Genomic DNA, 24,504 nt, shown 5'->3' with positions numbered 1-24,504 from the left:
AATAACAAAACTTATACTCACCATATTAAGAGGTAGTAGTTAATATCTTTAATTTATTCTCTAAATAATTCAAAAATGGATTACTAGAAAGAGCTCTTCCAGTTACTTTTTTCACCAATTGTTCAGCATTAACTTTACGTCCATAGTGATGGACTTCATTCCTTAACCAATCTAAAAGCATAGACTCTTGGCCTTTTTGAATGCAAAGTTCAAGAGGGTTTTCTTCATGGGTTGCATCTCTCCTCAAGGCATCAGACATAGCTTCAGACAATTGAGCACTAATCAAATGCCCTAGTAAATATGAAGGGAAATAACCAAAAGCCCCCTCACTCCAATGAACATCTTGCAAACATCCTTCCGAATCATTTGTAGGTGTAACACCAAGGAGATTCTTATAGCTCATCTTCCATTCATGAGGAAGATCCCTAACATCTAAACCTTCTTGAAGTAAGGCAATCTCAAGATCAGTACGAATGAGTATATGTATGCCATAACTAAATTCATCTGCTTCCACTCTATTTAATCCAGGGGACAATGGATTAAGTGCTTTCCAAACATCTAAATAATCATTAAATGGAACTCCTGCTTTAACAAAATAAGGCCAAAAACGTTTAGAGAAAGCCCTACTCCGAGCAACTCTATTTTCCCAAAACAAAGATTGGCTTTCATGTAAAGCCATCGAGGTTGCTTGCCCTAATGGCCATGCAAACCATTGATGACTTTGCGATGGAAGGCCTTGTTCATATAGGGAATGCCCCCACTCATGTGCAGTAGCAAGAAAACAAGAAAAAGGTTGTCCAGCAACTACTCGGGTTGTTAAACGAAAATCTTTAGGCCCAAGAGTAATAGAAAAAGGATGCGGTGATCTACCAACTGAAGTTATACTTTTATCCCTACCCCATTCTTTAAGCAGCATTTCACAAAGTTTCTTTTGAGATATTTCATCTAAATCCCATTTAATATTTTTTTTAGAAGAAAAACTTTTTGCAGAGTTAACAATTTCAGGCAAGCGTTTTCTAAGTGGATTAAATAATTCATTCAAACGATCGATTGTTAAATCTGGTTCAAATGGCTGAGCAAGGCTTTCCCAACAACTTCTTGATTCATTTAACTGGCTGGCTTGTTCTTGCCTAAGGTTTATTAGTATTTTTAATGCAGGTGCAAATATGCTGAAATCTTTTTTAGATTTAGCCTCCTGCCAAAGAGAGTATCCATTAGTTTGTGCAATAGCAATTTGAACAACCAAATCGGGATCAAGTTTTTTCTGACGAGTAAGTTCTAATTCTAAAAGTTCTATATTTTTTTTCATTTCAACTGAATTTATTTCATCTAATTGCAACTCACATTTAATCTCTTCTTTAGCCTCATTAATTAAATTTTCAAAATCATCACTACTTTGCCTAGCATGTATTTTTTTTGCTAGGAAGCTGAGTTGCTCTCCTCGCCATGAAGCCCCAGACGAAGGCATGGTTGTATTCTGATCCCAATAAAGAGTGCTGTGAATAGATCCCAGCAATTGAGTTTCCCGAAGATATTCACCTAATCTCTGCCAAGTACTATTAGCCAATTGATTTTCAAAAATTATTAATAAATTTTATCCTAATCTGATTTTACAAAAAATACATTAATTATGTGTATTTAACAGCGATCTATATCAATAGCGCAACAGGTAATTAAGTTAAGCTAAAATCTTACCGATAATCCTGTTAGATTCTCTGTATCCTTACTATATAATAAAATATCAATATAACGGCTAGAGCAAGGTTCATGCAAAGGATAAATAAAAATTAATTCTAGATTTAAACTATATAAAATGATTTAAGTATTTATTTTCTTACAAAAGTCTTTATAACTAGCTAAGCTAGTCAAATAGCAGGTATCTGCTAAAGCTATTTTTAAACCCTTATTTAAAGCAAGTGGAACAGTTCCTCAATGAAATCTCAGTTAATACAAAAGGAGAAGGTTTTATAGACATAACTTCTAATATCAATAATTGGATAAAAGAAAAGAACATTATTCAAGGTATATTAGTTATATCAACAAAACATACCAGTTGTAGTCTAATTATTAATGAAAATGCTGATCCTAGAGTTTTAGAGGACCTTTCAAATTACATGAAGTCAATAGTACCTGAAAGAAGTTTCAAGCCTATTAATGGGAAAGGTGATATACAAGAATACCTTCATTCAGAAGAAGGTGTTGATGACATGCCAGCTCATATAAGAACAACTCTTACTTCTACTAACTTAAGTTTAAGCATTAATAATTCAAGGCTAGATCTAGGAACTTGGCAAGCAATTTATCTTTGGGAACATAGATATTCTAGAAATATTAGAAAAATAAATCTCCATTCAATATGTGAAGCAGAAAAAACAATCAACTCTTGTTCAAAAGACAACTTGAGCTCAGTTATGGTAAAAACAAATGCTTCAAAGCTAAATAAAATTGTTATGAGCAATCAGAATCAGACTGAATCTTTTCAAAATGATTCCTTGAACACAAACTTAGACCTATTAGTAGATAGAATTCATGATATAGCTAGTCTGCAGGAAGAATTGGAATAAACTAACTATTATGGAAAGAAAACTTTTATCTCCTGAACAAATTCAATCTTCTATTAAGGAAATTCCTCAATGGACTTTATCTGGCTTGAAGCTTAATAGAAAATTTAAATTTAAAAATTTTATTGAAGCTTTTAGCTTTATGACTCAAGTTGCTTTAATTTGCGAATCATATTGTCACCACCCAGAATGGAGTAATAACTATTCTGTTGTTGAAATAAATCTAACAACACATGATTTAGGTGGTATAAGTAATCTGGATTTTAATCTTGCTAAAAAAATCAATGATATTTAAATTATTAAATTCAAACCCAAAAAGGATTTAAATAGCGTTGACTAAGTTAAAGGTAGGAAACAACCGAAAGTTTCTAGATTTTTTCTCAGTATTTCTTTTTTTTATTATTCTTTGGCCTATTTTAGGTCTCTTAGTAGAAGGCCTTAATGGATTAAGATCTGGTTCTTTAGATTTAGGGAGAGATGGATTCAACCAAATAAAAGGAACTTCATTATTACTTCTTTTAACAGGAATATTTGGTGGAAGTCTTGGAACAATAAATGGGTGGATATTAGCTAATTGCAGATTTAAAGGAAGAAAATTACTTAGGCTTGCACAACTTTTACCTTTAGCATGTCCTGCTTATCTTTTATCAGCAATAGTAATAGATCTTGGAAGCATTTATGGAGTACGTATTCATGGCATGGGATGGGGTGTTTTGATTATGGCTTTAACCACTTATCCATATGTTTTTCTTCTAAGTACAGAAAGTTTTGCAAAATGCGGACAAAGTCAATTAGAAGCTTGTCGAAGCCTTGGGATAGGCCCATGGAAAAGTTTTCAACGAATCGCTCTACCAATGGCAATACCTGCAATAGGTGCAGGTATTGCATTAATGAGCATGGAAGTTATTAACGAACTTGGCGCCGTACAACTCTTAAACATACCAAGTATCTCAGCTGGAATTTTTGAAAATTGGATTGCAAAAAACAATCCTTCTGGAGCTATAGCACTTGCATTCATTGCACTAATAATTGTCCTTATTCTTGTCCTATACGAAAAAAAGTTAAGGCAAAGAAGTCGTAGATGGAGTGAAGGAGTTACAGGAGGGGAAGCACCTCAATGGTATTTAAAAGGTGTAAGAAAACTACTTGCACAAACAATTGTTCTTGCCCCTCCATTATTTACTTTAGGAATACCTTTATATTGGACAATCATTAACTCAGGACAAATAAGACAAGGACTGAATATAGAACTACTTCAATTAACAATGCGTAGTTTAGTTCTTGGGTTAATAGCAGCATTTATCACAACATTTATTGCTCTCTTTTTAGCAATTTCTAAAAGGTGGAATAAAAGTAAATTGGTCAATTCAATATCATTTCTTTCTGGAATTGGATACGCTATACCAGGCGCAGTAATAGCATTAGCACTTTTATCCTTTGGAAATTCTACATGGAATTTCCCACCTATAATGCTATTAATATGGGGATATTCGACTAGATTCTTAGCAGTTTCCAAACAAGGTATTGATGCTGCTTTGGAAAGAATTAATCCTAATATTGATGAAGCCGCTCTAAGCCTAGGAGAAAAATGGCTTGGAGTTTTAAGAAGAATCCATTTACCACTACTAAAAGGACCTTTAATTGTTGGGTCACTCTTGGTTTTTGTAGATACAATTAAAGAATTACCTCTCACATTTATTCTGAGACCTTTTGATTTTGATACACTTTCTGTAAGAATTTTTCAATATGCAGGAGATGAAAGAATGGCCGAATCTATTATTCCTAGTCTATTAGTTCTCCTATTAGGCTTAATAGCATCTATTGCCTTAATTCCAAGTCTAGACTACAAAAAAAAATAATGTCTAATAACTTTATCTTGCCAGGACTTAAATTAAGTTATGCAAGTATTATGAGAATTTTAAATTATTAGATCGAATAAATATTGATGCTATGATATCAGCAAGGCTAACTATTAATCTATAAGATATTAACGTTAACAGAGTCAATTCATTAGGTAAAGAATTTCCAGAAAACAATAAGATAGAGGACTCGAATATACCTACACCTCCAGGTGCAGAGGGAACTACTAAACCAATTACCCAAGATAATGAGAATAAAGACAGGCATTCTATAAAATGAATTTGATTTGAAAGGGAGAAGGCATGAAGACAAAGCCAAAAACCAATGAAGCGTAATAAAACAAATCCAACTTCTATCAAAAAAGCCTTAATTGGATAGATGGCTTGAGGCCTGATTAAGGAGAGTGATTCTTCTCCCAAGGAAAGTTTGTTATCTAATTTCTTAAATTGATGAAATTTAAAAGAAACTAATTGAACAATTAAAGCTGTATGTAATTCTCTAAAAAGTAAAGCTGAAGGGAAAAAGAATATAAAATAAAAAAGATTATTTAAATGAGAAAAAGGCACTAAAAATAAAGCCGAAGAAAGCATTAAGAATGGTTCTAAAACAACTGCAATCAAAGCTTTAACAGAACCAATATAGATCTTAAGAGAACGATATCTCTCTATAAAATGCCAAATACCACCTGGTAAATATTTTAAAAGATTTGTATCTAAATATAATGGTACTATTTTTAGATTGTCAATATCAAATCCCAACCAAATCATCAAGTAATTCCATGCCAAAGCATTTAAAAACAAGCTTAAAGAGCTAACAATTAGAGAAAGAGTTAAGTAAATGATAATAGATTCATTTAATTCAGTTTTAATTAATTTATCAAAATTAATTAAAACTGAATAACTTAAAAAGGATAAACTTAATAGCGTAAAGAGAGATTTAAGGTTAATATTCTTATCAATTAATTTTGACAAAGTATTAAAAGAATTAAATAGTAATTTTAATCTTTTGTTTAACATGTCCAATCTTCATCTGGCGTAAAAGTATCAAAAGCAAAAGAAACCTCTTTACGAACATTTTCAAGGGTCACTCCTTTCTGAAGTGCTATTCGATTTAACTCATCATGTTCTACTTTAATAGTTAATTGTCCATTAGGTCTACGTACTTGTTTAACTAGTACTTTGCCATAACTAGTCAAACAAGTGCCTATTCGTCTGGGTAAAATCCATCTACCTTCAACCTTTTCCCTAACTCCAACTGTTGTACCAAAAGAGAACCACACATTTCTAATATTCTTGGCATCATTTGCTTTAACCAATGCCTTTACACAAAAACCTAATCGTCCTTTCTTCATTTGTATGGCTTGAGAAGAAACCTCAATTGCTCCAGATTCTCTAAGCTGATTGATTAAAAAAGATATGTCTTCTGGTGAAGAGTCATCAATCCATGTTTCCTGTAAGATCACTTCTTCCCATATAAATCCTTCTATAGTTTTAGTAGAAATATGATTTATATTTAACAAACAAATTCTTAACAAATTTGGCCTGTCTAAAGTTCTATGACCAAGTCCGATACCAATAGAGTCAATCATTAAATTATTAGGTTTTTCAAAATAATCAGCTAAAACTATCATCAAAGCCAAACCAGTAGGGGTCGTAAGCTCTCCGTCAGAAGTATTTTTAGAAGAAGTAAGCTCTATTTGATGATTTTTTGCTAGCTCTAAAACAGCAGGTGCAGGTACTGGTAAAATGCCATGAGAAGTAGAAACTACTCCAGATCCAGCCTGAAGTGAACTGCAATAAAGATTCCTTGGATTCAAATATTCTATAGCTGCACAAACTCCTGCAATATCAACAATTGAATCTATTGCACCAATTTCATGGAAATGAACTTTATCAATCTCAATCCCATGTACAGAAGATTCCGCTTCCGCCAAAATTTTAAATACTTTCAAGATCTTATCCTTCAAAGAACTTTTCAAAGAAGATCTCATAATTAAATTTCTGATATCAACCCAAATTCGATTCTTAGAACTATGCTCTTCATCTTTTACTAGAACTTTACAACCTCTTAAATCAAAGCTTTTAGAATTCTCAATAGATAATGAATAAGCATTATCTAACCCTAATACTGTCATAGGTTTTTTTATAACTTCAATAGGAACTCCCAAATCAATAAGTCCTGCTAAAAGCATGTCTCCTGAAATTCCAGTGGAGCAATCTATAAAGAGGTCTTGCATTATTTAAATCAGGAATAAGAAAAATAATTACTAATATATCTATTATATTTCTAATAGTTCTAATTCAGAAGCAAACCTATTTAATATTTGAAAATATAATACTAATTTTGATTTAAAAAGTTATATTATTTTCTTTTACTTCTTAAATCGATAGGGCCAAGAATTTCATTATCTTCAACAAAAAGATTTTGACCTGATCTACGTACATCTAAGCTTACAAAGTTTCTTAAATAGATCATTGGCATCTCACCTTTTAGGCTTAGTTTAAAAGGAAAAGTTTTTTTTCTATTTTTTTTTGGTTTCTGACGAATTTTAAGCACTAATTCATTTTTCTCTGGCTTTGTATAAATTAACTCTCCGCGAATAGAAAAATAATTATCTCCTTCATCAACTTTATCTATGTTGCTTTTTAAAATGCTTTTCTGAGTTTTTTCAGATTCATTTCGAACATCTTCTGCACCCAAAGTACTTGGTTCCCAAATTCCACTAATTTGCAAATGCAAATGATCAAAATCCCTGCTTCTAGGATAAACAACCCATAAATGAGGCTGCTCAACAGTTAAATGCCTTTTTATCAAGCCGAGCACTCTCCCTAGAACTACAGCTTCAATTTCTTCTCCTTTATCATCTATTATCTTTCCTCTGGAAAAGCTGTCACTGCTTTCAGGGACATATACTCCTCTAACCAGTCCTATTGCTCTGTATTGAAAAGGTTCACTAACTGGTGGGATTGGATGAACTCGCATAAAATAATATTCTCTGAACCAAGGTCAAAATCTAGCCATTTTTAAGTAATTCTCAAGGTTTTTTTGCACCATTAGACAATCCCTCTTCTCCCTTCTCATCAAAAGCTTTTAAAGCATCATCAATTGCATCTGATGGACTAGTGGCATTATTCATTGATTCGATACTCCTTATAACATTCATTAATTCTAAAGGGTTTGTAGGAAAAAAGGAATCATTTGAATCATCAAAAGATGAATGAATGTTCTTTTCTGTATTTGGACCTTTCAAACCAGCAATAACAAAATTATTTTTCTTTAGTCCGCAATAAACTGTTAAATAATATGGAATTACTAGGAAAAAAAATAACCAAATTATTATCCTGAAAAAATAAAGGCTTTGATTATTCATTGCTTAAGAATTAAACCCGTAGAATCCAACCCAAGCTACAACATAACCGCTAACTCTGTGTTAATTGCATCCTGGAATGTCAACTCAATACGAACAAGACTTAATCAAGTTGAGCAATTCCTTGACGAGATAAAGCCAGATTTATTGTGTTTGCAAGAAACAAAAGTCCAAGATGATTTATTTCCAAAAGAAACCATAGAAAGCAAAGGCTACCAAACTTTTATATACGGTCAAAAGTCATATAATGGGGTTGCACTAATTAGTAAACTTCCCTTAGAAGATATAAGAATAGGAATGAATGGAGAAGAGTGCCACAATCAGGAATCAATCTTCTTTGATGAACAAAAGAGAATAATAAGTGCAATGATAGATGGCATTAGAGTGGTCAATGTCTATGTACCCAATGGCTCATCACTGGAATCTGATAAATTTGATTATAAAATTAAATGGTTAAATTGTTTAAATGAATATTTAAACATACAAGCTTTAAGAAACGAGCCTCTATGTCTTCTGGGAGACTTTAATATAATTTTAGATAAAAAAGATGTTCATAATCAAAAAAGATTTAACAATGGAATCATGGCAAGCCCTTCAGAAAGAGATGCTCTTAAAAAGATTCTAGGGAATAGGCTAGAGGATGTTTTTAGGCTCTTCGAGCAACATAGTGGTCATTGGAGTTGGTGGGATTATCGCAGTGGTGCTTGGCAAAAAGATCAAGGATGGAGAATCGACCATATTTACTTAACTGATGAATTAATTAAAAATGCAAGGAGCTGTGTAATTCATAAAAAATTTCGAGGCAACCAACAGCCAAGTGATCATGCTCCTGTTCTTGTCGACATTAACTGGCCTCCTTTGGAAATTGATGATGATTTTTTTTATTAGGTTACTTGTTGTAGATGATGAAGACTTTTCCACTTTCAACTCTAAAAATCAAAAAAACCATTTTCTTCGATAAATTTTGAAAATCTTTTGTCAAATCCTCCTAGAAAAATTGCTGGTTTTCTAACAATCTACGAATAGTCAACAAGAAAGGATGAAAACGAGAAATTCAGTAATAGCAAATACTTTTAAGATCAAGGGCCTCCTAAATGGGCTATCAAGGGGTTGCAAAATAATCTTTTCAAGTAAAGAAAAAAATAGATCTTTTAGACTTATTTGACTGTTTTGGGCCATTATGTCCAACTGTGTCACCTAATTATTAGCTAGGTATTGTGACAAACGCCTTCAAAACTAATAGCTCTCAAGCCGTCTTTGACGCAGCTAAGGAGCTAATGCCAGGCGGCGTAAGCTCTCCAGTTCGAGCTTTTAAATCGGTAGATGGTGATCCTATTGTCTTTGATCGAGTTAAAGGAGCATACGCCTGGGATATAGATGGAAACCGTTTCATCGATTATGTAGGGAGCTGGGGACCTGCAATATGCGGCCATTCACATCCTGAAGTAACTTCCGCCCTTCAAGAAGCTTTAGAGAAAGGAACTAGCTTTGGAGCTCCTTGCGAACTTGAGAATAAACTTGCTCAGATGGTCATTGATGCAGTACCCAGTGTTGAGATGGTTCGTTTTGTTAATAGCGGCACAGAAGCCTGCATGGCAGTTTTAAGGTTAATGAGAGCATTTACTGGTCGAGATAAGCTAATAAAGTTTGAAGGTTGTTATCACGGCCACGCAGATATGTTTCTAGTGAAAGCAGGCTCAGGTGTAGCAACATTAGGACTACCTGACTCTCCTGGAGTTCCAAGAAGCACTACCGCAAATACTCTTACTGCCCCCTACAATGACTTAGAAGCAGTAAAAGCTCTTTTTGCAGAAAATCCTGATGCTATAGCAGGTGTAATTCTTGAACCAATTGTAGGGAATGCAGGTTTCATAGTCCCTGAACCAGGTTTCCTTGAAGGCCTTAGAGAATTAACTAAGGAAAATGGAGCATTGCTTGTTTTTGATGAAGTAATGACTGGCTTTAGAATTAGTTACGGGGGCGCTCAAGAGCGTTTTGGCGTTACTCCAGATCTAACCACTATGGGCAAGGTGATTGGTGGAGGCTTGCCAGTTGGTGCTTATGGCGGAAGAAAAGACATTATGTCAATGGTTGCTCCTGCAGGGCCTATGTATCAAGCAGGAACATTGAGTGGCAATCCACTTGCTATGACAGCTGGTATAAAAACATTAGAAATACTTAAACAAGAAGGCTCTTATGAACGTTTAGAAAGCATTACTAAAAGGCTAATTAATGGCATTTGTGAATCAGCGAAAAAAGCAGGCATACCCATTACTGGCACTAGTATTAGTGGCATGTTTGGCTTCTATCTCTGTGAAGGACCTGTAAGAAACTTTCAAGAAGCTAAAAATACTAACTCCGCTTTTTTTGGAAAGTTACATAGATCAATGCTTCAAAAAGGTGTTTATCTAGCACCAAGCGCTTTTGAAGCTGGTTTTACATCTTTAGCCCACTCAGAAGATGATATTGATTACACATTGAAAGCTTTTACTGATAGCTTTGCCGAACTTAGCTAAATAAATCTCTTTTATTTAGCTAAGTCAACAATACTAAATTAATTCCTTCTACCTCCAACTATTACTGGGGTATTATTACCACCATCTCCTGGCAAAGAAGGAACAACTTGAGTTTGTCCGTCCCACTTATCTAAGAAGAGTTTATACAAAACTTGATTATCCAGACTTCTATTTAAAGTGTCATATCTTTTAGCTTCCTGCTCAGCAATTTTAACCTCAGTTTGTGCTTTTAATAATTGCTGTTCAGCTATTTGTTTTTGTTCAATAGCGGCTCTATATTCTTCTGCTATTTCTAATCCAGTCAAATCAAGTCCTTGAATATCTACATAATCAAATTGACTAATTTCTTCAGCTACAGTTCTTTCAACTATTGTCGAAATATCACTCCAAGAGCTGGCAATCGTAACTAATTCATATTTAGAAAAAACTGATTTCAAAGCTTTTAACAAAGAAGGCTTAATAATACGATTATAAATTTCTCTGTCGTTGTAAGAAATGGTTCTAAAAACACGACCTGCTTCACTTGGTTTAAGAGCGTATTTGACAGTCGCAGTTGCAGAAATCACCTGTAAATCCTTGGTTAATGACTCAAATTCTTCAGGACGAACTTGAGTTTGAACATTAAATGGATAAGTAGACTGTGCAAAAGGGATTTTGAAATTCAGGCCTGGGCGACGAGCTCCACCACTTACTTTGCCTAACGTAGTAACTACGGCCACTTGACCAGCTGGAACTATAAATAAAGACTGCGTAAGCAACAATATTCCTGTAAATGAAACTATTAATGCCAGAGTTGCTGCACCACCAGAAGAGCCTCCTGGGGTAACATTGCGCATAGGATTAGTCATGAAATTCTTTCAACCCTTAAAGCATATCTTTATATCCCTAATTTCGTGATTAAGTAAATTTATTTAATTGGGTAATCAAAATAAAATAATCAGCCTAATTCCTGCTTTAGAGACTCTAGAACTGATAGATAAAGAGTTTCATCTATAGGCCTGATGTCATATTCAGAAGGCATGACGCCATGATGATGTTCATGAACAACCATCCAGCAAACCTTTTGAATATCATCACCAGAGTTGGACTTAACCTCTATTGCTTTAGCTAGTAATCTAATTTTTAAATCATTGTCCAAATCTGCCATTGCAATTATTTATTTAAAACTCAAGTATAGTCAAAATAAATTCTTAAGATAAAAACCAAAATAAATTATCTATAATTCTCAAATTGCAATGGGACACTAAATTCTTCCTCTTGCTTCTTTAATATTTCAATAGCAAGCTGCAAATCATCCTTACTCTTTCCGGTGACTCGCAAACTATCACCTTGTATTGAAACATTAACTTTTTTCAGTTGATCTCTTACAGATTTACTAAGTTTTTTTGCTGTTTCCTGAGTCAATCCTTTCTTCAAGATAATGCTTTGCTTAAGTCTATTTCCAGAAGCAGTAATAGGGTCTTGGAAATCAAATATCTTTAAAGACAGCTTTCTCTTAGTTGCTTTTTGCAAAAGAATATCAGTTACAGCCTTTAAAGTCATATCACTAGCCGTGTTTATAATAATCTCTTCATCTTGTAAATCAATTTCTGTATTTGAATCCTTAAGATCATATCGTTGAGAAACTTCTCTTTGCATTTGATCAATTGAATTAACCAACTCTTGACGATCAAAATCCGAAACAACATCAAAGGAAAAAGAAGAAGGCATACAATCTCTCTTGCAAGTTCTTAATTTATTATAGAAAAACTTTAGAAATTTAAATTAAAATATCTGATAATATTTAATTTAATAAGTAAGCAAAAAAGCAAAAATTGCCTTGTTTTAAGCTCATATATCAATCAAAAAATAATAAACTCACTACTTTCCCCATATCCTCTGCACTATGACAACTGCTTAAGAGAGTCTCACTATCATGAAATGCAAAGCAAATAAGTTGATCACATCTACTAATTATTTCTTGATTGCATAAGCTACTAGCCATAGGCAATGAAAGCTCATCATGATCTGGTTTCTCAATAAGATGCAAAACTTGATCAAGCAAATCGCGAATCTCAGGGGACTGGCGATTGAGACTTTGTGGTAACAATACTGTTAGCAATGATGGATCAACCTCCAATACCGCTCTAATAACTGCTGCATTAACACCTTGTGAACCAGAAGTCATCAAGGAATGACCTTCCTGTGTTAAAGAACGCGCTATTAACTCAACAAGATGTATTGCTACAACTGGTACATGCCTACTGCCTAAAAAAGCTATTCGTCTTTTCCCCTTATCTTGTAATAAGGCTAATTCCTGAGCCAATGTATCAATACGGCCTATAGAAGGAAGATCTAAAGAGCGACTGCGATTCAAAGACATTTCTATATTATTAACCTGAAACTAGCAATGATCATTATCTTTGGTAGTCATCTTAGTGAAACAAATAGGCGCTTTAAATCACAATGCTCCTCAACCAATCGAAATGCATAAGATGCTTTCACAGACTCATGCAATCGAACATGACCAAAAGCTTGTTCTATAACTTCTACAGTTGAAAGAGTATCACTGTCAACTTTTAATAAAGGCACTTCTAATTCTTCTGCTCTATTAATTAACTGGGGTAAAGGATCTCCAGCCCCAGTGAGTATCAAACATTGAGTAGAAGCTTCTAATGCCGCAAGCTGAATATCAGTCCTATCAGCTCCTGTTACCACCGCCATATTTCTTCGTTTTCTAAAAAACTCCATAGCTGAATTAACGCTCATTGCACCGATACTTAAAGTCTCAACCATTAATTCAAGTCTGTCAGAGCAACAAATTATTCGTGCATTAAGTCTGCTTACCAATTCTTCTACAGTTACACTCCTTAAAAGTGGGGAACGAGGCATTACACCAAAAACATTTATCCCTAAATCAATTAATAATGGCACAACATTATCCTGTATATCCTTTAGGTCATCTGGAGTAACAGCATTCAAAATAACTCCAATAAAGGCATCTCCAAGTTGATCTTTGGCTGCCAATAAAGGATCAACACTACAGCTATCCCTCCATAAATGTACAAGCAAAACTTTTGCCTTAAAAGTTTTAGCCAATTGAACAAGACTCAAACCATAAAGTAATCCTTCATTAATACTTCCAGCTGTTTCTAATAAATTTATTCCCTCAAAAGAATCATTTAATTTCTCTTTAAGAGCATCAAATCCTTTCCCTGGCTTTAAAAAAGCATTAAAAAGACGATTTTCAGCCGTATGCGGCGACCAAAAATCAACAGAATGAATCAATTTATCTTTCTCTAAGCCAATAATTGACGCAATAAAACGAACATCATCATCAATTAAAGGAGATGGAAGATTACTAGAAGGATCGTCTTGCTGAAGACTTGTAGCTAGAGGCTTACCAAAACGGAATGGTATTTCAAGCGCACCTAAGTATCTTGCAATCCCTAAAACCAAAGCCGATTTTCCACTATATGGTTCGCAAGATCCGATCATCAAGGTCTTCCCCATGACCAGACTCCATTAATAAATCTTTTTAATTTTACTCATTTTGAGCAATTTATAAATAGTAATTGGCAAAATAATTTGTGATTAAACAATTATTTCTGTTAAAACCAGAAATAATTAAGGGATCACACCTAAAGCTGCAAAAAGGCAACATTAGATTTTTATCTAAAAATATGTTTTTATTTAATTTAAAACAAAATCCACAAAATGGCGGCAAGTGTCCCTGGAAGAATAAACGGATTGGAATCACTGGTGCTTCTGGGAGCCTAGGTATAGCACTAACAAAAATTTTCCGGTCTAAAGGAGCATATGTAATTGGTTTTACCCATAGCCTTATATCTAAACAGTTTCACGAAAAAGATGCTCCAAATGAATGGATTAAATGGAAATCTGGAGAAGAGGAGAAGCTAAATAATGTTCTAGAAACTATAGATATTTTAATTCTCAATCATGGCATTAATCCAGGACGAAGCATTGAAACAAGTGATCTTAATAAGGCGCTTGAAGTAAATGCGTTAACGCAATGGCGCTTAATTGAGAAATTTGAACATCTTACGGGAAAAAACAAAAACTCTTTAACTACAAGAGAAATCTGGGTTAACACTTCAGAAGCAGAAGTGCAGCCGGCATTTAGCCCAGCCTATGAAATGAGCAAAAGACTAATAGGAGAACTAATTAGTTTTAAATGGTTTTTACTATTAGAAGATAAAAGTAAAAAGTTAAAAATAAAAAAATTAATACTTGGTCCATTCAGATCAAACCTAAATCCTATTGGGATAATGGATGCTGACTTCGTAGCTAATCAGATAATTAATCAAGCAAAAAGACCATGTAGTCTTATAATTGTCACCCCAAATCCTTTGACTTATTTTCTATTGCCATTAAATGAATTAATCAGATTTCTTTATATTAAATTAATCCATAGATGATATAAAATAATTAATCTCCTCTATCAGTCAATATCTCACATCCATCTTGTGTTACTAAAATTGTGTGCTCCCATTGTGCAGATAAACTTCCATCCTTAGTAACAACAGTCCATTGATCTTGCAGAGTTCTACAATACTTACTGCCTGCATTCAAGATTGGCTCTACTGCCAAAGTCATCCCTGAGCGCAAAGTGACATTTGGCAAGTCTTGTGTTCTAAAATTAAAGACAGAAGGTTCTTCATGAAGGTTTCTGCCTACACCATGGCCAGTGTAATCTTCTACAACACTAAAATTATTTTTTTTGACGTGATCTTCAATCGCTCCTGCTATATCTAAAAGAGTATTGTTAGCTTTTATTTGAGATAATCCTGCAATTAAAGATTCTTTAGCAATTCTACTTAATTTAAGTGCTTCATCTGAAATCTCCCCAACTCCAATAGTTATACAGCTATCTCCATGGTAACCATCATAAAAAGCACCTGTATCAACCTTTAATAGATCACCAGCCTTAATGATTTTTTTTGAGCTGGGAATCCCATGAACCACCTCATTATTGATACTTGCACAGATGCAACCAGGGAAACCATGATATCCCTTGAAACTTGGCAATGCTCCCATATCCTTTATTCGCTTCTCAGCATATTTATCAAGATCACCAGTACTCATGCCTGGCTCCACCATTTGATTTATCTCTTTAAGAACTGTCGCAACTATATGACTCGATTTACGCATTATCTTTACTTCTCTGGCGGATTTAATTTCCACTCCTCTTCTTTGCTGAATCCTAGGGCCTTCATTCTTATTTGAATTTGGAAGAGAAGACGCAAGTAAATCGGCAAAAAGTTTGTTCATGTAGAAATCTATAAAAGTTTTAGTGCCCTAATAAGCTATTTAGAGTTTTTTCATCACTCTAAATTCAAGCTCGGAATACTTTCATAGTACTCATTTTGTTTAATAGGCTTAATCAAAACCTAAAAACAAATTCATCATGGTTAATGAATTTGTTTTTAGCGATGTCAAAAAAAGCACATCATCTACTACTCAATGCTAGTCCATCATTACAAATACTTACACTAGAGACACTTGAAAGGCATAGTCTCCATCACCAAGAGAGTTTGAATTGGATGTAATTTGGGAAAGACTTTTCTTCATAATCAATTGAACCTGATCAGCTCAGGATGCTTAATTTAGAAAGAGGACCTTGTTTTAAAAAAACTGTTTATCTAAAAACAAAACCAAAATATTTTCTAAAAGTGTTTTATAAACGGTTACAATGATTTTTCGGAAAATAAAATTGAATTTGGGATGACGGAAGATTTGAAAGAGACTCCTCCAAAAGAGGAAGAAGCTAAAGAAGCAACCTCTGCTTCTAAAGAAAAACTCAATGACTCAAATAGCAAAAAGGGTTCTGTTACTACTTCGAAACAAGTCCCAAGTGCTCAAGATCTTATAGATCTTTTCGAAACCTCTCAACAAAAAACAAAAGTTCCCGAAATTTATGTAGGGGATACGGTTCGAGTAGGTGTTCGTATTAGTGAGGGCAATAAAGAGCGGGTACAGCCTTATGAAGGAGTAATAATTGCAAAACGTCATGGAGGATTAAATCAAACTATTACTGTCCGTCGTATCTTCCAAGGAATTGGTGTTGAAAGAATTTTCATGGTACATAGTCCGCAAGTTGCTTCTATAAAAGTTGAACGTCGCGGTAAAGTAAGAAGAGCGAAGCTATTTTATCTGCGTGATCGAGTTGGCAAAGCCACACGAGTCAAGCAGCGCTTCGACCGCTAAGGTTTCGACCTTGTTCAATCCAAATACCATTGTCACATCATTGGTACCAGGGCATCTTCAATGCGCCGTTAGTTCAGTTGGTAGAACGCAGGTCTCCAAAACCTGATGTCGGGGGTTCAAGTCCTCCACGGCGCGTTTGATAACCCTTACAGCAGTTTCATTGTTTTAAGAATGGAGTTAGATCTTCAACCTGGCGATGTCGTAAAAGTCCTTGAGTCTGCAGCTCTAGGCTGGGTTAGGGCACGTGTTATACGAGTCAAATCTGGCGGGAGAGTTGTCGTACAAAGCGATCAAGGTCGCGAATTTACCGCTAGAGGTAATCAAGTGCGTCTAATTGAGCCTGCTGGATTTCGCCCATGAACCAGCAAAAGGAAACGATTTAATAAATGTTTTTTTCAAAAATAAAACATTTAAATCTAAATCGTTTTCAATGTTGCATTAGGCAAGGTGATAGGTTGATAATCCTTTTGCCCTACTTCTGGCTTAAGACCAACCTCATAGGACTTTCCCGAAAAGTCCATTGAAAAGCTTGGGACCGTAGTTCAACTGGTTAGAGCACCGCCCTGTCACGGCGGAAGTTGCGGGTTCGAATCCCGTCGGTCCCGTAATCAATCAAACACAAGAATTGAAAGTTAGAGTAAGACTGGCTCCAAGTCCCACAGGAAACCTACACATAGGTACTGCCAGGACTGCTTTATTTAACTGGCTATATGCACGTAAAAACAACGGGTCATTTTTACTTCGTGTAGAAGATACCGATAAAGAACGTTCAAAAGATGAATTTACTTCTAATATCCTTGAAGGACTTCAATGGCTCGGTCTTCAATGGGATGAGGAACCGATAATACAAAGCAGTCGCTATGAAAAACATAAAGAGGCAATCTCTTTCCTGCTGAAAAAAGGCTTGGCTTACAGGTGCTACGCAACTGAAGAAGAACTGCAATTAATGAGAGAAAAGCAAATCAATGAAAGTAGTCCTCCTCGCTACGATAATCGCCATAGAAATCTCACTAAAGCACAAGAGGAACTATTTATTAATGAGGGAAGAAATGCTGTTATTCGTTTTCGTATCAACGACGAAGAACCTATTGAATGGAACGATATGGTGAAAGGTCAAATCCATTGGAAAGGAAGAGATTTAGGTGGAGATATGGTAATTGCAAGAAGAGCACCAGCAGACGAGATTGGGGAGCCTCTCTATAACTTAGCCGTTGTAATAGATGATAGTTATATGAAAATTACTAATGTCATTCGTGGTGAAGACCATATAGCAAATACCGCGAAGCAAATACTCCTATACAAAGCTTTTGAGATAAAGCTACCAAGGTTTGCTCACACACCATTAATACTTAACTCAGAAGGAAGAAAGCTTTCTAAACGTGACGGAGTGACTTCAATCAATGATTTCAAACAAATGGGGTACACACCCGAAGCTATTACTAACTACATGACACTTCTGGGCTGGTCCCCACCAGAAGGGATGGAAGAAAAATTTACTCTAGAAGAATCTTCTGCTGTTTTTGATTTTGATCGCGTCAACAAAGCAGGTGCAAAATTTGACTGGGATAAAATCAAATGGCTAAATTCTCAAGTTATCCATAGTTTGCCTCCTGAAAAGCTTTTACAGTTGTTAAACAAGCTTTGGATAAAAGAAGGATGGGAAATACCCAATAATGAATGGGGGGTAAAACTTTCGGGGCTAATAGGACCATCACTTAATCTAATAAATGAAGGAATAGAACACAGTCGAGTATTTTTTGAATCTCCAGAAATTGATCTAAATGGAATTGAACAATTAAATATTAAAGGGGCAAAACAAAGCCTAAGATCACTTTTTCAAAATCTTGAAGATTCTCCCTGGGATGGCCTTAATTATGAAATCGCTAAGCAATTAATAAATGATTCAGCGAAATCCGAGGGTATAAAGAAAGGGATTTTAATGAAAAGCCTTCGAGTTGCTCTTCTTGGAACCACTCAAGGTCCAGACTTAATAACCTCATGGAGCTTATTGGCGATAATTGGCAAAGACAAAGAACGAATAAGAAAGTGCATTTAATCAATAAACTAACCAACCTTATTTTCAGCAAGCAACCCCAATTTATCTGCTAATAACTTTGCAGTAAGTCCCTGCAAACCTACAGTCATAAGAATAGTTAAAAAAACTAGTCCTTGCAGTCTCCCTGCTCCCAAAACACCAGCCTGTTCTAATCGAATAGAAAAAAGCGATGCAACTGCTGCTGTAACTATTCCTCTAGGAGCCAACCAACCAAGAAAAAGACGTTGTTTAATATCTAAAGGTAGTCCAATAGTTGCAAGACTCACCGCTAATGGACGAACTACCAACATTAAAACCAGTACACAAGATATTCCTCCCCATCCCAAAGGGCTTAACTCACTCCAAGAAACATCAGCTGCTAAAAGTGGGAAGAGCATAGTAATAGCTAGCTGAGCCAACTCTCGTATTAGCTCATCTAACTGATCAACTTCAATTGATGGGCTTCTTCCTACAACAAATCCTGCTGCAACTGAAGCAGGTAAACCAGACTCAGGGAGTATCCATTCACAAATTCCATAGAGCAAAAACAAAACGCCTAATGTTATTTGCAGCCTTATCCCTATTGCAGAATCAGTTTTTATTCTTTTAAGGGCTTCAGACAGAATCCATCCAGCAAAAATCCCAATTAAAACACCTCCACCTAATCTTGCTAATAAACCAAGGAGCAATTCTTTCCATCCATGAAGATCACCAAGCAATAATTCAAGCAAAAGTAATGCTAAAACAGCACCAACTGGCTCTAGAACCAAGCCTTCTGCCTCTAGAACATCTCCAAGTGGAGGGGCAAGTCTAATTTGCTGGATGAGTGGGGTTACTACTGTGGGACCTGTTGCTAAAACTATTGCACTGTAAACAGCAGCCAAATTCCAAGCCAAGCCAGCAAGTAAATGCGCCGCAACTAAAATGGCTGCTAAAGAAATAAAAAGTCTGATTAAAGATATTCGCAAAACAGTTGCTTTTATTGTGTCCCCAGGCAACCGAAGATTTAATCCTCCATCAAAAAGCACAAGGCTTACTAACAAGCCAACAATTGTTTCAAGACCTTGTCCCAAATCCAGAGGTTCCACTAAACCTAAACCAGATCTGCCTATCAACAGACCTGACAGAAGCAACAAAACGACTCCTGGGAAGCCTGTTAAAGCCGACAAAAGCCTTGCACCAGCACCAGCAAAAACTGTGACTCCCCAAAGCAGTCCTAGCCGCTCAGGAGTCATAGAAATGAATCAGTTGAGCCAAAAGCTTCAATACAAATAAATGATCTTGAAAAAGAAAAATCATATTCAAAACAAGTCTCTCACAAATTTGAATTGGTAATTCTTAGATACCTTTAATATCAATTATTAGCTTAAACAAGTCAACTAATCCATAGCAAATAATTCAAGTAATGTCTTCGCATTTCAATCCTAAATCAAAGCTAGCTAATTGACATTAAGCCAAACAGATAATTCCACTATTTGCCAACAATGAAACTATTTATCAATATCAAAACAAACAAACCCAACAAAAGACCTACTGTAGCCATTCTCCCATTCCATATTTCCGCTTGAGGAGTAAAACCCCTCTTCCATGAATTAAGCTCCTGCTTACTTACTGGAGCAATGGAATTCTTTTTTTCTTTCTTAGTCGGTCCAGAATTCATGAAGTTAAAATAATTAAATTTAGAAAATCTTCAAATGAAATATTAGAAAGGAGGTTCATCAATTTTATAAAGAAGTTCAGATTGATCTAATTGAAACCTTGCTGAGACGCCAAGATCAATTGAACTAAAAGTTGTTCCTGATATTAATCTTGTCAAAGCAGCTGAACCAATCATTGCAGCATTATCTGTGCAAAAAGCTTTTGGTGCAATATAAACATCAATATTCTGAGATGAAGCTTGTTTTTCCATCAAGTTCCTTAAACGAGCATTAGCAGCAACACCTCCGACCATAACTAAAGAATTAAGTCCATAATCTCGAACATATTTCAAGCTTCTTTCTACTAAGACTTCAGCCACAACTTGCTCAAAACTTGCTGCGATATTAGCTATTGGAACCTCTCCACCTTTTGTATTAATACTTTCAACAGTACGTAAAACAGCTGTCTTAAGACCACTAAAAGAAAAGTCATAAGGGTAGAAACCTCCACCAGGCTTTGAAACCTTTCCTTTTGGGAAAGCAAAGCTTTTAGAGTCTCCATTTGAAGCTATTTTCTCAATAGCAGGTCCACCTGGATAAGCCAATCCCAATAGCCTCGCAACCTTATCAAAAGCTTCTCCAGCTGCATCATCATGACTACGGCCAACTCTTTCATATTTAAAATTCTTCTTAGCCATAATTAATTCTGTATGCCCTCCACTAACTAACAAAACCAAATAAGGTGGAGTAGGAATTTTATCCGAAAGCAATACTGATGAAAGATGACCCTCTAAATGGTGGATCCCTAAGAAAGGAAGATTATATAAACAAGATAAAGTTCTAGCAGTTACAGATCCAACTAACAAAGCACCTTGCAATCCAGGGGTTACTGTTGAGGCAATTGCGTTGATATTAGAGAAAGCAATTCCAGAAGCACTAAATGCTTCTTTTAAAAGCAAAGGCATATTTTCAAGATGTCTTCTTGAAGCTATCTCTGGGACAACGCCCCCCCATTGAGAATGTTCAGCAGCTTGAGAAGCAACACAATTGGCTAAAACATTAAATTTTCCACCTTTAAATTGGACCACAGCTACGGCAGTCTCGTCACAACTTGTTTCGAGGGCGAGTACTGTTTGCATCATTTATGCGTATCTCATTTAACTTAGGTATAGTGAATCCTGTTCTAATTAAGACAGGCTAAATAAGGATTCAAACAAATGCGTCGTCTCTTCTCAATCCTCCTATCAGCTTTTCTGCTTTTAGGCTTAGCACCTCTGGCAAATGCAGCTGGTGAAGCTCTCAATGCAGACAGGGCCAGTACTGAATTTTCAGCTTCCGGATTAACTTCTTGTTCAGAAAATGCTCGTTTTCAAGAACGTGCTAGTGCAGCAACTACTCCCAAAGACATAGCCAGATTTGAGCGGTATAGCAAAGCATCCTGTGGAGACGATGGCCTACCTCATCTTATTATTGGTGCAACTATTGAACCATTCGGAGCCTTGGCAAATAGGCACCATGAAGGGGATATCCTAATCCCTGGTCACATTTTCATATATATTGCTGGAATTATTGGCTGGTCTGGCAGGGAATATCTAAGGGCTTCAAAGAAAACTAAAAAGCCAGCTGACAACGAAATATTTATTGACTTTGCTTTAGCAAGACAATGCCTAATCAAAGGAGCTGCATGGCCTTTTGAAGCAAACAAACAAGGCAGAAGTGGCGATCTTCGAGAAAAAGATGAAAATATTACACTTAATGGTCCTCGCTAAAATTATTTAATTTCAAGACCTTGAATTCATCAATTAAACTCTATTTCTTACCTAATTACTAATGTTTAAAATCTTCTCAACAAAATGGTTTAGATCAGCTCCTGTAGTAGCAACTCTTTGGATTGTTATTACCGCAGGAATTTTAGTTGAATGGAATAGATTTGTTCCAGACTTACTATTCCACCCAGGATTATAAGTTCATTCTTAAAATTCCTATTTATTAATTAAGCTTTTTATTTCTACTAAAGCTCTATTAATATCATCATTAATAATAACTGCATCAAATTCTTTTTGTGCATCTAATTCTTCTTTAGCTCTAAGTAATCTACGCTCAATTGCGTCTTCTGAATCAGTTCCTCTTTCTCTAATTCTTCTTTCAAGTTCTTGAAAGCTAGGAGGTGCTATAAAGATCTGAAATCCTGTAGGGAAGTTTTTCCTAACTTGTCTTGCACCTTCTAATTCAATCTCAAGTAATACCTTTTTACCTAACGACAGTTTTGATTGAACTTCATCTTTAGGAGTTCCATAAAAATTACCCGCAAATTGCGCCCACTCCAAAAAACCATTGCTATCAATTAAATTCTTAAATTGATTTTTATTTAAAAAGAAATAGTCCTTACCATCTTTCTCTCCTTCCCTAGGTAAGCGCGTAGTTGCAGAAACTGAAAGCCAAATATTCTTGTTTTCAGCAAGTAGTTTTTTGACTAAAGTACCTTTACCTACCCCACTAGGTCCAGTTATTAGTATCAAGCCTTTTTGATTGGTCATAGCATTGATTTAAATTCTTTTGAGAATTAAATAAAGGGGCTAAGAAGAACGTTAAATGTGATCATATGAACCATTCAACTCTTCAAATGATGGATGTAACCAGTCTGAAAGCTGTTCTTTCTGACTTAAGAAAAAAAATAATCCCAAGTCGTTTTGAAAAAATACAGCAATCAGATTCTCATACAGTACAAATTGCATTTCGCAATTTAAATAGCTTAATTTGGTTAGAACTAAGTTGGCATGCAGATTCTCCAAGATTAATAGAAATAAAGGCTCCTCCCAAAATCCATGGTGAAAGCACCCTAAGTAAACAAATCAAATATGCCACAAAAGGAATGGCATTAATCGAATTAAAACAACAAGGATTTGATCGAGTAATTGAATTTGGTTTGGCATTTCGCCCCAACGAAAGCTTTCAAAAATTTCTAATTCTTGAACTAATGGGCAGACACAGTAACTTTTTATTATTAGATGAAAAAAGAAACGTAACAACTCTGGGGAAACAAATACGTGAAAGTCAATCTCGTTTAAGGCCTATTAGTACTGGCGACAAATATATACCGCCACCTTCATTAAGAGGTTTAAGTCCTACGAAAACTGGATCATTTGAAGAGTGGAAAAAGATATTATCCCTAGTACCAGTATCTCTTAAAAAAGCGTTAAATGATAATTTCCAGGGTATTAGTCCATCCCTATCCCTTCAACTAGCTAATGAAAATAAAGATATTGCTAATACATTAATAAATACATCTGTACAAAACCTATCCTCAAAAGATTGGCAATGTATATATTCAAGGTGGGAAAAATGGTTAAGGGTTATTGACAAAGAAGAATTCTGCCTTTGTTTTAATGGACCGAGTCCATACAGAGTATGGAAACCTGAAAGATTAGCTAAGGATTCAGATTGCAATCTAAGTTTAAATCTTGGCGGTTACTATACTAAATTTCTAGCGCAAAAGAAGCTTGAAGAAGCATATAAAAAACTATCATCAGAGCTTATTAAAAGAAAAATAAATGAAGAGAGATTATTACATAAGCAGCAAGATATATATCAAAAAACACTAAACGTTAATTCCTTAACAAGAAGTGCAGATATGATTTTATGCTTAAATGACTTAAACAAAGAAAAAATAAAAGAAGCTCAAAAATTATATAACACAGCAAAAAAACTAAAGAGAGCTAAATCAATATTACTAGAGAGAGTAAAACATCATGAAGAAAGAATTTTATTTATAAATGAAACGAATCTATTTCTTGAATATATTATCAATAATAAGAATCAACTTGAACATGAGAAACTAACTAGTATAAAAAACCTAATAGAAGATATAGAAACTTACCTTTTTAACAAGCAACAAACCAATACTAAAAAAGGGGCACAAAGAAAACAGCCTCATCAAATTTTACAAATAAAAAGCCCAAGTGGCTTAGACATACAGATTGGTCGGAATCATCGCCAAAATGAATTAATAAGTATAAAGAAATCTAAGAAAGGAGATATTTGGTTTCATGCTCAAGAGTGTCCTGGAAGTCATATAGTTTTAAAAGCTTCCAATGGAACGATAGAAGAAGAGGATATTAAAGTTAGCGCTGATTTGGCCTCATTTTTGAGTAAAGCTAAAGGGAATAATAAAGTCTCAGTTCTTATGGTTCAAACAAATCAACTTCAAAAGCTTAAAGGTGCGGCAACAGGAACTGTAAGCCCTAGAGAAGGAAAGGTTGTATGGGGTCAACCATCCAATGGCAAAAGATATCTAGAGCAATCCACAAAAAAAGCCTAGAAT

The 24,504-nt window shown here is 35.0% G+C and carries 27 protein-coding genes and 2 tRNA genes; 14 read left to right on the top strand and 15 right to left on the bottom strand.

The genetic code is table 11. The features are described from left to right. Positions 1–25: 25 nt before the first annotated feature. On the bottom strand, positions 26–1,567 hold the full coding sequence (locus tag O5636_RS09350) for a carboxypeptidase M32 (RefSeq protein WP_269622517.1): 1,542 nt from the start codon (positions 1,565–1,567) through the stop codon (positions 26–28). 349 nt (positions 1,568–1,916) lie between these two features. Here O5636_RS09350 and O5636_RS09345 point away from each other — a divergent pair, with 349 nt between their 5' ends. From O5636_RS09345 to O5636_RS09335, 3 genes are read left to right on the top strand one after another with little or no spacing between them, the layout of a single operon-like run. Continuing rightward, entirely contained in the window at positions 1,917–2,564 is a 648-nt protein-coding gene (locus tag O5636_RS09345; RefSeq protein WP_269622516.1) for a secondary thiamine-phosphate synthase enzyme YjbQ, read from the top strand. Positions 2,565–2,574: 10 nt separating this feature from the next. Then, on the top strand, positions 2,575–2,856 hold the full coding sequence (locus O5636_RS09340) for a 4a-hydroxytetrahydrobiopterin dehydratase (protein WP_269622515.1): 282 nt from the start codon (positions 2,575–2,577) through the stop codon (positions 2,854–2,856). Between the two features lie 37 nt (positions 2,857–2,893). Further along, the gene (locus O5636_RS09335; RefSeq protein ID WP_269622514.1) at positions 2,894–4,420 is read left to right on the top strand and encodes an ABC transporter permease; all 1,527 of its coding nucleotides are present in this window, start codon (positions 2,894–2,896) and stop codon (positions 4,418–4,420) included. A gap of 48 nt (positions 4,421–4,468) precedes the next feature. Here O5636_RS09335 and O5636_RS09330 read toward each other — a convergent pair whose 3' ends face one another. The 4 genes from O5636_RS09330 to O5636_RS09315 form a co-directional block, all read right to left on the bottom strand. Further along, on the bottom strand, positions 4,469–5,392 hold the full coding sequence (locus tag O5636_RS09330; RefSeq protein WP_269622513.1) for a UPF0104 family protein: 924 nt from the start codon (positions 5,390–5,392) through the stop codon (positions 4,469–4,471). A 38-nt stretch (positions 5,393–5,430) separates the two neighbouring features. Next, a complete protein-coding gene (gene larC, locus O5636_RS09325; RefSeq protein WP_269622512.1) occupies positions 5,431–6,657 on the bottom strand; it encodes a nickel pincer cofactor biosynthesis protein LarC in 1,227 nt (408 codons plus the stop codon). A gap of 125 nt (positions 6,658–6,782) precedes the next feature. Continuing rightward, complete coding sequence (locus O5636_RS09320; protein WP_269622511.1) at positions 6,783–7,403, bottom strand: hypothetical protein; 621 nt, start codon at positions 7,401–7,403, stop codon at positions 6,783–6,785. A 52-nt stretch (positions 7,404–7,455) separates the two neighbouring features. Further along, the gene (locus O5636_RS09315) at positions 7,456–7,791 is read right to left on the bottom strand and encodes a hypothetical protein (RefSeq protein ID WP_269622510.1); all 336 of its coding nucleotides are present in this window, start codon (positions 7,789–7,791) and stop codon (positions 7,456–7,458) included. Positions 7,792–7,848: 57 nt separating this feature from the next. Between O5636_RS09315 and xth the strand changes: the two genes are divergently transcribed. Then, on the top strand, positions 7,849–8,676 hold the full coding sequence (xth, locus tag O5636_RS09310) for an exodeoxyribonuclease III (protein ID WP_269622509.1): 828 nt from the start codon (positions 7,849–7,851) through the stop codon (positions 8,674–8,676). Between the two features lie 329 nt (positions 8,677–9,005). Further along, the gene (gene hemL / locus O5636_RS09305) at positions 9,006–10,304 is read left to right on the top strand and encodes a glutamate-1-semialdehyde 2,1-aminomutase (protein WP_269622508.1); all 1,299 of its coding nucleotides are present in this window, start codon (positions 9,006–9,008) and stop codon (positions 10,302–10,304) included. A gap of 38 nt (positions 10,305–10,342) precedes the next feature. Here hemL and O5636_RS09300 read toward each other — a convergent pair whose 3' ends face one another. The 5 genes from O5636_RS09300 to O5636_RS09280 all read right to left on the bottom strand — a co-directional run bounded on the left by O5636_RS09300 (position 10,343) and on the right by O5636_RS09280 (position 13,796). Then, entirely contained in the window at positions 10,343–11,152 is an 810-nt protein-coding gene (locus tag O5636_RS09300) for a prohibitin family protein (protein ID WP_269622507.1), read from the bottom strand. A gap of 89 nt (positions 11,153–11,241) precedes the next feature. Then, positions 11,242–11,451, bottom strand: a complete 210-nt coding sequence (locus tag O5636_RS09295; protein WP_269622506.1) for a hypothetical protein — start codon at positions 11,449–11,451, stop codon at positions 11,242–11,244. Between the two features lie 65 nt (positions 11,452–11,516). Further along, a complete protein-coding gene (locus O5636_RS09290) occupies positions 11,517–12,014 on the bottom strand; it encodes a YajQ family cyclic di-GMP-binding protein (RefSeq protein WP_269622505.1) in 498 nt (165 codons plus the stop codon). Positions 12,015–12,141: 127 nt separating this feature from the next. Then, the gene (locus O5636_RS09285) at positions 12,142–12,666 is read right to left on the bottom strand and encodes a DNA recombination-mediator protein A (protein ID WP_269622504.1); all 525 of its coding nucleotides are present in this window, start codon (positions 12,664–12,666) and stop codon (positions 12,142–12,144) included. A gap of 47 nt (positions 12,667–12,713) precedes the next feature. Then, complete coding sequence (locus O5636_RS09280; protein WP_269622503.1) at positions 12,714–13,796, bottom strand: phosphotransacetylase family protein; 1,083 nt, start codon at positions 13,794–13,796, stop codon at positions 12,714–12,716. 170 nt (positions 13,797–13,966) lie between these two features. On the opposite strand from O5636_RS09280, the gene O5636_RS09275 reads away from it, so the two are divergent. After that, positions 13,967–14,722 (top strand): SDR family oxidoreductase, encoded by a 756-nt coding sequence (locus O5636_RS09275; protein WP_269622502.1) that lies wholly within the window; start codon positions 13,967–13,969, stop codon positions 14,720–14,722. Positions 14,723–14,732: 10 nt separating this feature from the next. On the opposite strand, the gene map is transcribed toward O5636_RS09275, so the two are convergent. After that, on the bottom strand, positions 14,733–15,575 hold the full coding sequence (gene map, locus O5636_RS09270) for a type I methionyl aminopeptidase (protein ID WP_269622501.1): 843 nt from the start codon (positions 15,573–15,575) through the stop codon (positions 14,733–14,735). A 453-nt stretch (positions 15,576–16,028) separates the two neighbouring features. Between map and rplS the strand changes: the two genes are divergently transcribed. From rplS to gltX, 5 genes are all read left to right on the top strand, one after another. Beyond that, the gene (rplS, locus tag O5636_RS09265; RefSeq protein WP_269622500.1) at positions 16,029–16,511 is read left to right on the top strand and encodes a 50S ribosomal protein L19; all 483 of its coding nucleotides are present in this window, start codon (positions 16,029–16,031) and stop codon (positions 16,509–16,511) included. A gap of 62 nt (positions 16,512–16,573) precedes the next feature. After that, positions 16,574–16,646 (top strand) — tRNA-Trp (locus O5636_RS09260). A gap of 36 nt (positions 16,647–16,682) precedes the next feature. Next, positions 16,683–16,871 carry a hyperconserved protein Hcp gene (locus O5636_RS09255; RefSeq protein ID WP_006043540.1) on the top strand — a complete coding sequence of 63 codons (189 nt, stop codon included), beginning with the start codon at positions 16,683–16,685 and terminating at the stop codon, positions 16,869–16,871. A gap of 171 nt (positions 16,872–17,042) precedes the next feature. Next, positions 17,043–17,116, top strand: a tRNA-Asp gene (locus tag O5636_RS09250). A 20-nt stretch (positions 17,117–17,136) separates the two neighbouring features. Then, positions 17,137–18,567, top strand: coding sequence for a glutamate--tRNA ligase (gene gltX, locus O5636_RS09245; RefSeq protein ID WP_269622499.1), 1,431 nt, complete (start codon positions 17,137–17,139; stop codon positions 18,565–18,567). Between the two features lie 8 nt (positions 18,568–18,575). Here the strand turns inward: gltX and O5636_RS09240 are convergent, their stop codons facing one another. The 3 genes from O5636_RS09240 to tsaD all read right to left on the bottom strand — a co-directional run bounded on the left by O5636_RS09240 (position 18,576) and on the right by tsaD (position 21,322). Further along, a complete protein-coding gene (locus O5636_RS09240; RefSeq protein WP_269622498.1) occupies positions 18,576–19,781 on the bottom strand; it encodes a cation:proton antiporter in 1,206 nt (401 codons plus the stop codon). A 236-nt stretch (positions 19,782–20,017) separates the two neighbouring features. Then, entirely contained in the window at positions 20,018–20,206 is a 189-nt protein-coding gene (locus O5636_RS09235) for a high light inducible protein (RefSeq protein ID WP_269622497.1), read from the bottom strand. Between the two features lie 42 nt (positions 20,207–20,248). Continuing rightward, a complete protein-coding gene (tsaD, locus tag O5636_RS09230) occupies positions 20,249–21,322 on the bottom strand; it encodes a tRNA (adenosine(37)-N6)-threonylcarbamoyltransferase complex transferase subunit TsaD (RefSeq protein ID WP_269623589.1) in 1,074 nt (357 codons plus the stop codon). A 78-nt stretch (positions 21,323–21,400) separates the two neighbouring features. Between tsaD and O5636_RS09225 the strand changes: the two genes are divergently transcribed. Beyond that, entirely contained in the window at positions 21,401–21,952 is a 552-nt protein-coding gene (locus tag O5636_RS09225) for a Photosystem I reaction center subunit III (protein WP_269622496.1), read from the top strand. A gap of 61 nt (positions 21,953–22,013) precedes the next feature. Further along, positions 22,014–22,148, top strand: a complete 135-nt coding sequence (psaJ, locus tag O5636_RS09220; RefSeq protein ID WP_269622495.1) for a photosystem I reaction center subunit IX — start codon at positions 22,014–22,016, stop codon at positions 22,146–22,148. Positions 22,149–22,165: 17 nt separating this feature from the next. Here psaJ and gmk read toward each other — a convergent pair whose 3' ends face one another. Then, a complete protein-coding gene (gene gmk / locus O5636_RS09215) occupies positions 22,166–22,720 on the bottom strand; it encodes a guanylate kinase (RefSeq protein WP_269622494.1) in 555 nt (184 codons plus the stop codon). Between the two features lie 65 nt (positions 22,721–22,785). Between gmk and O5636_RS09210 the strand changes: the two genes are divergently transcribed. Next, positions 22,786–24,501, top strand: coding sequence for an Rqc2 family fibronectin-binding protein (locus tag O5636_RS09210; protein WP_269622493.1), 1,716 nt, complete (start codon positions 22,786–22,788; stop codon positions 24,499–24,501). The last annotated feature ends 3 nt before the right edge of the window (positions 24,502–24,504 follow it).

The organism is Prochlorococcus marinus str. MIT 0918, assembly GCF_027359415.1.
Taxonomy (GTDB): Bacteria; Cyanobacteriota; Cyanobacteriia; order PCC-6307; family Cyanobiaceae; genus Prochlorococcus_E; species Prochlorococcus_E marinus_C.
The sequence above is the reverse complement of the archived record's forward strand: the minus strand, read 5'-3'. Positions and strand labels throughout refer to the sequence as shown.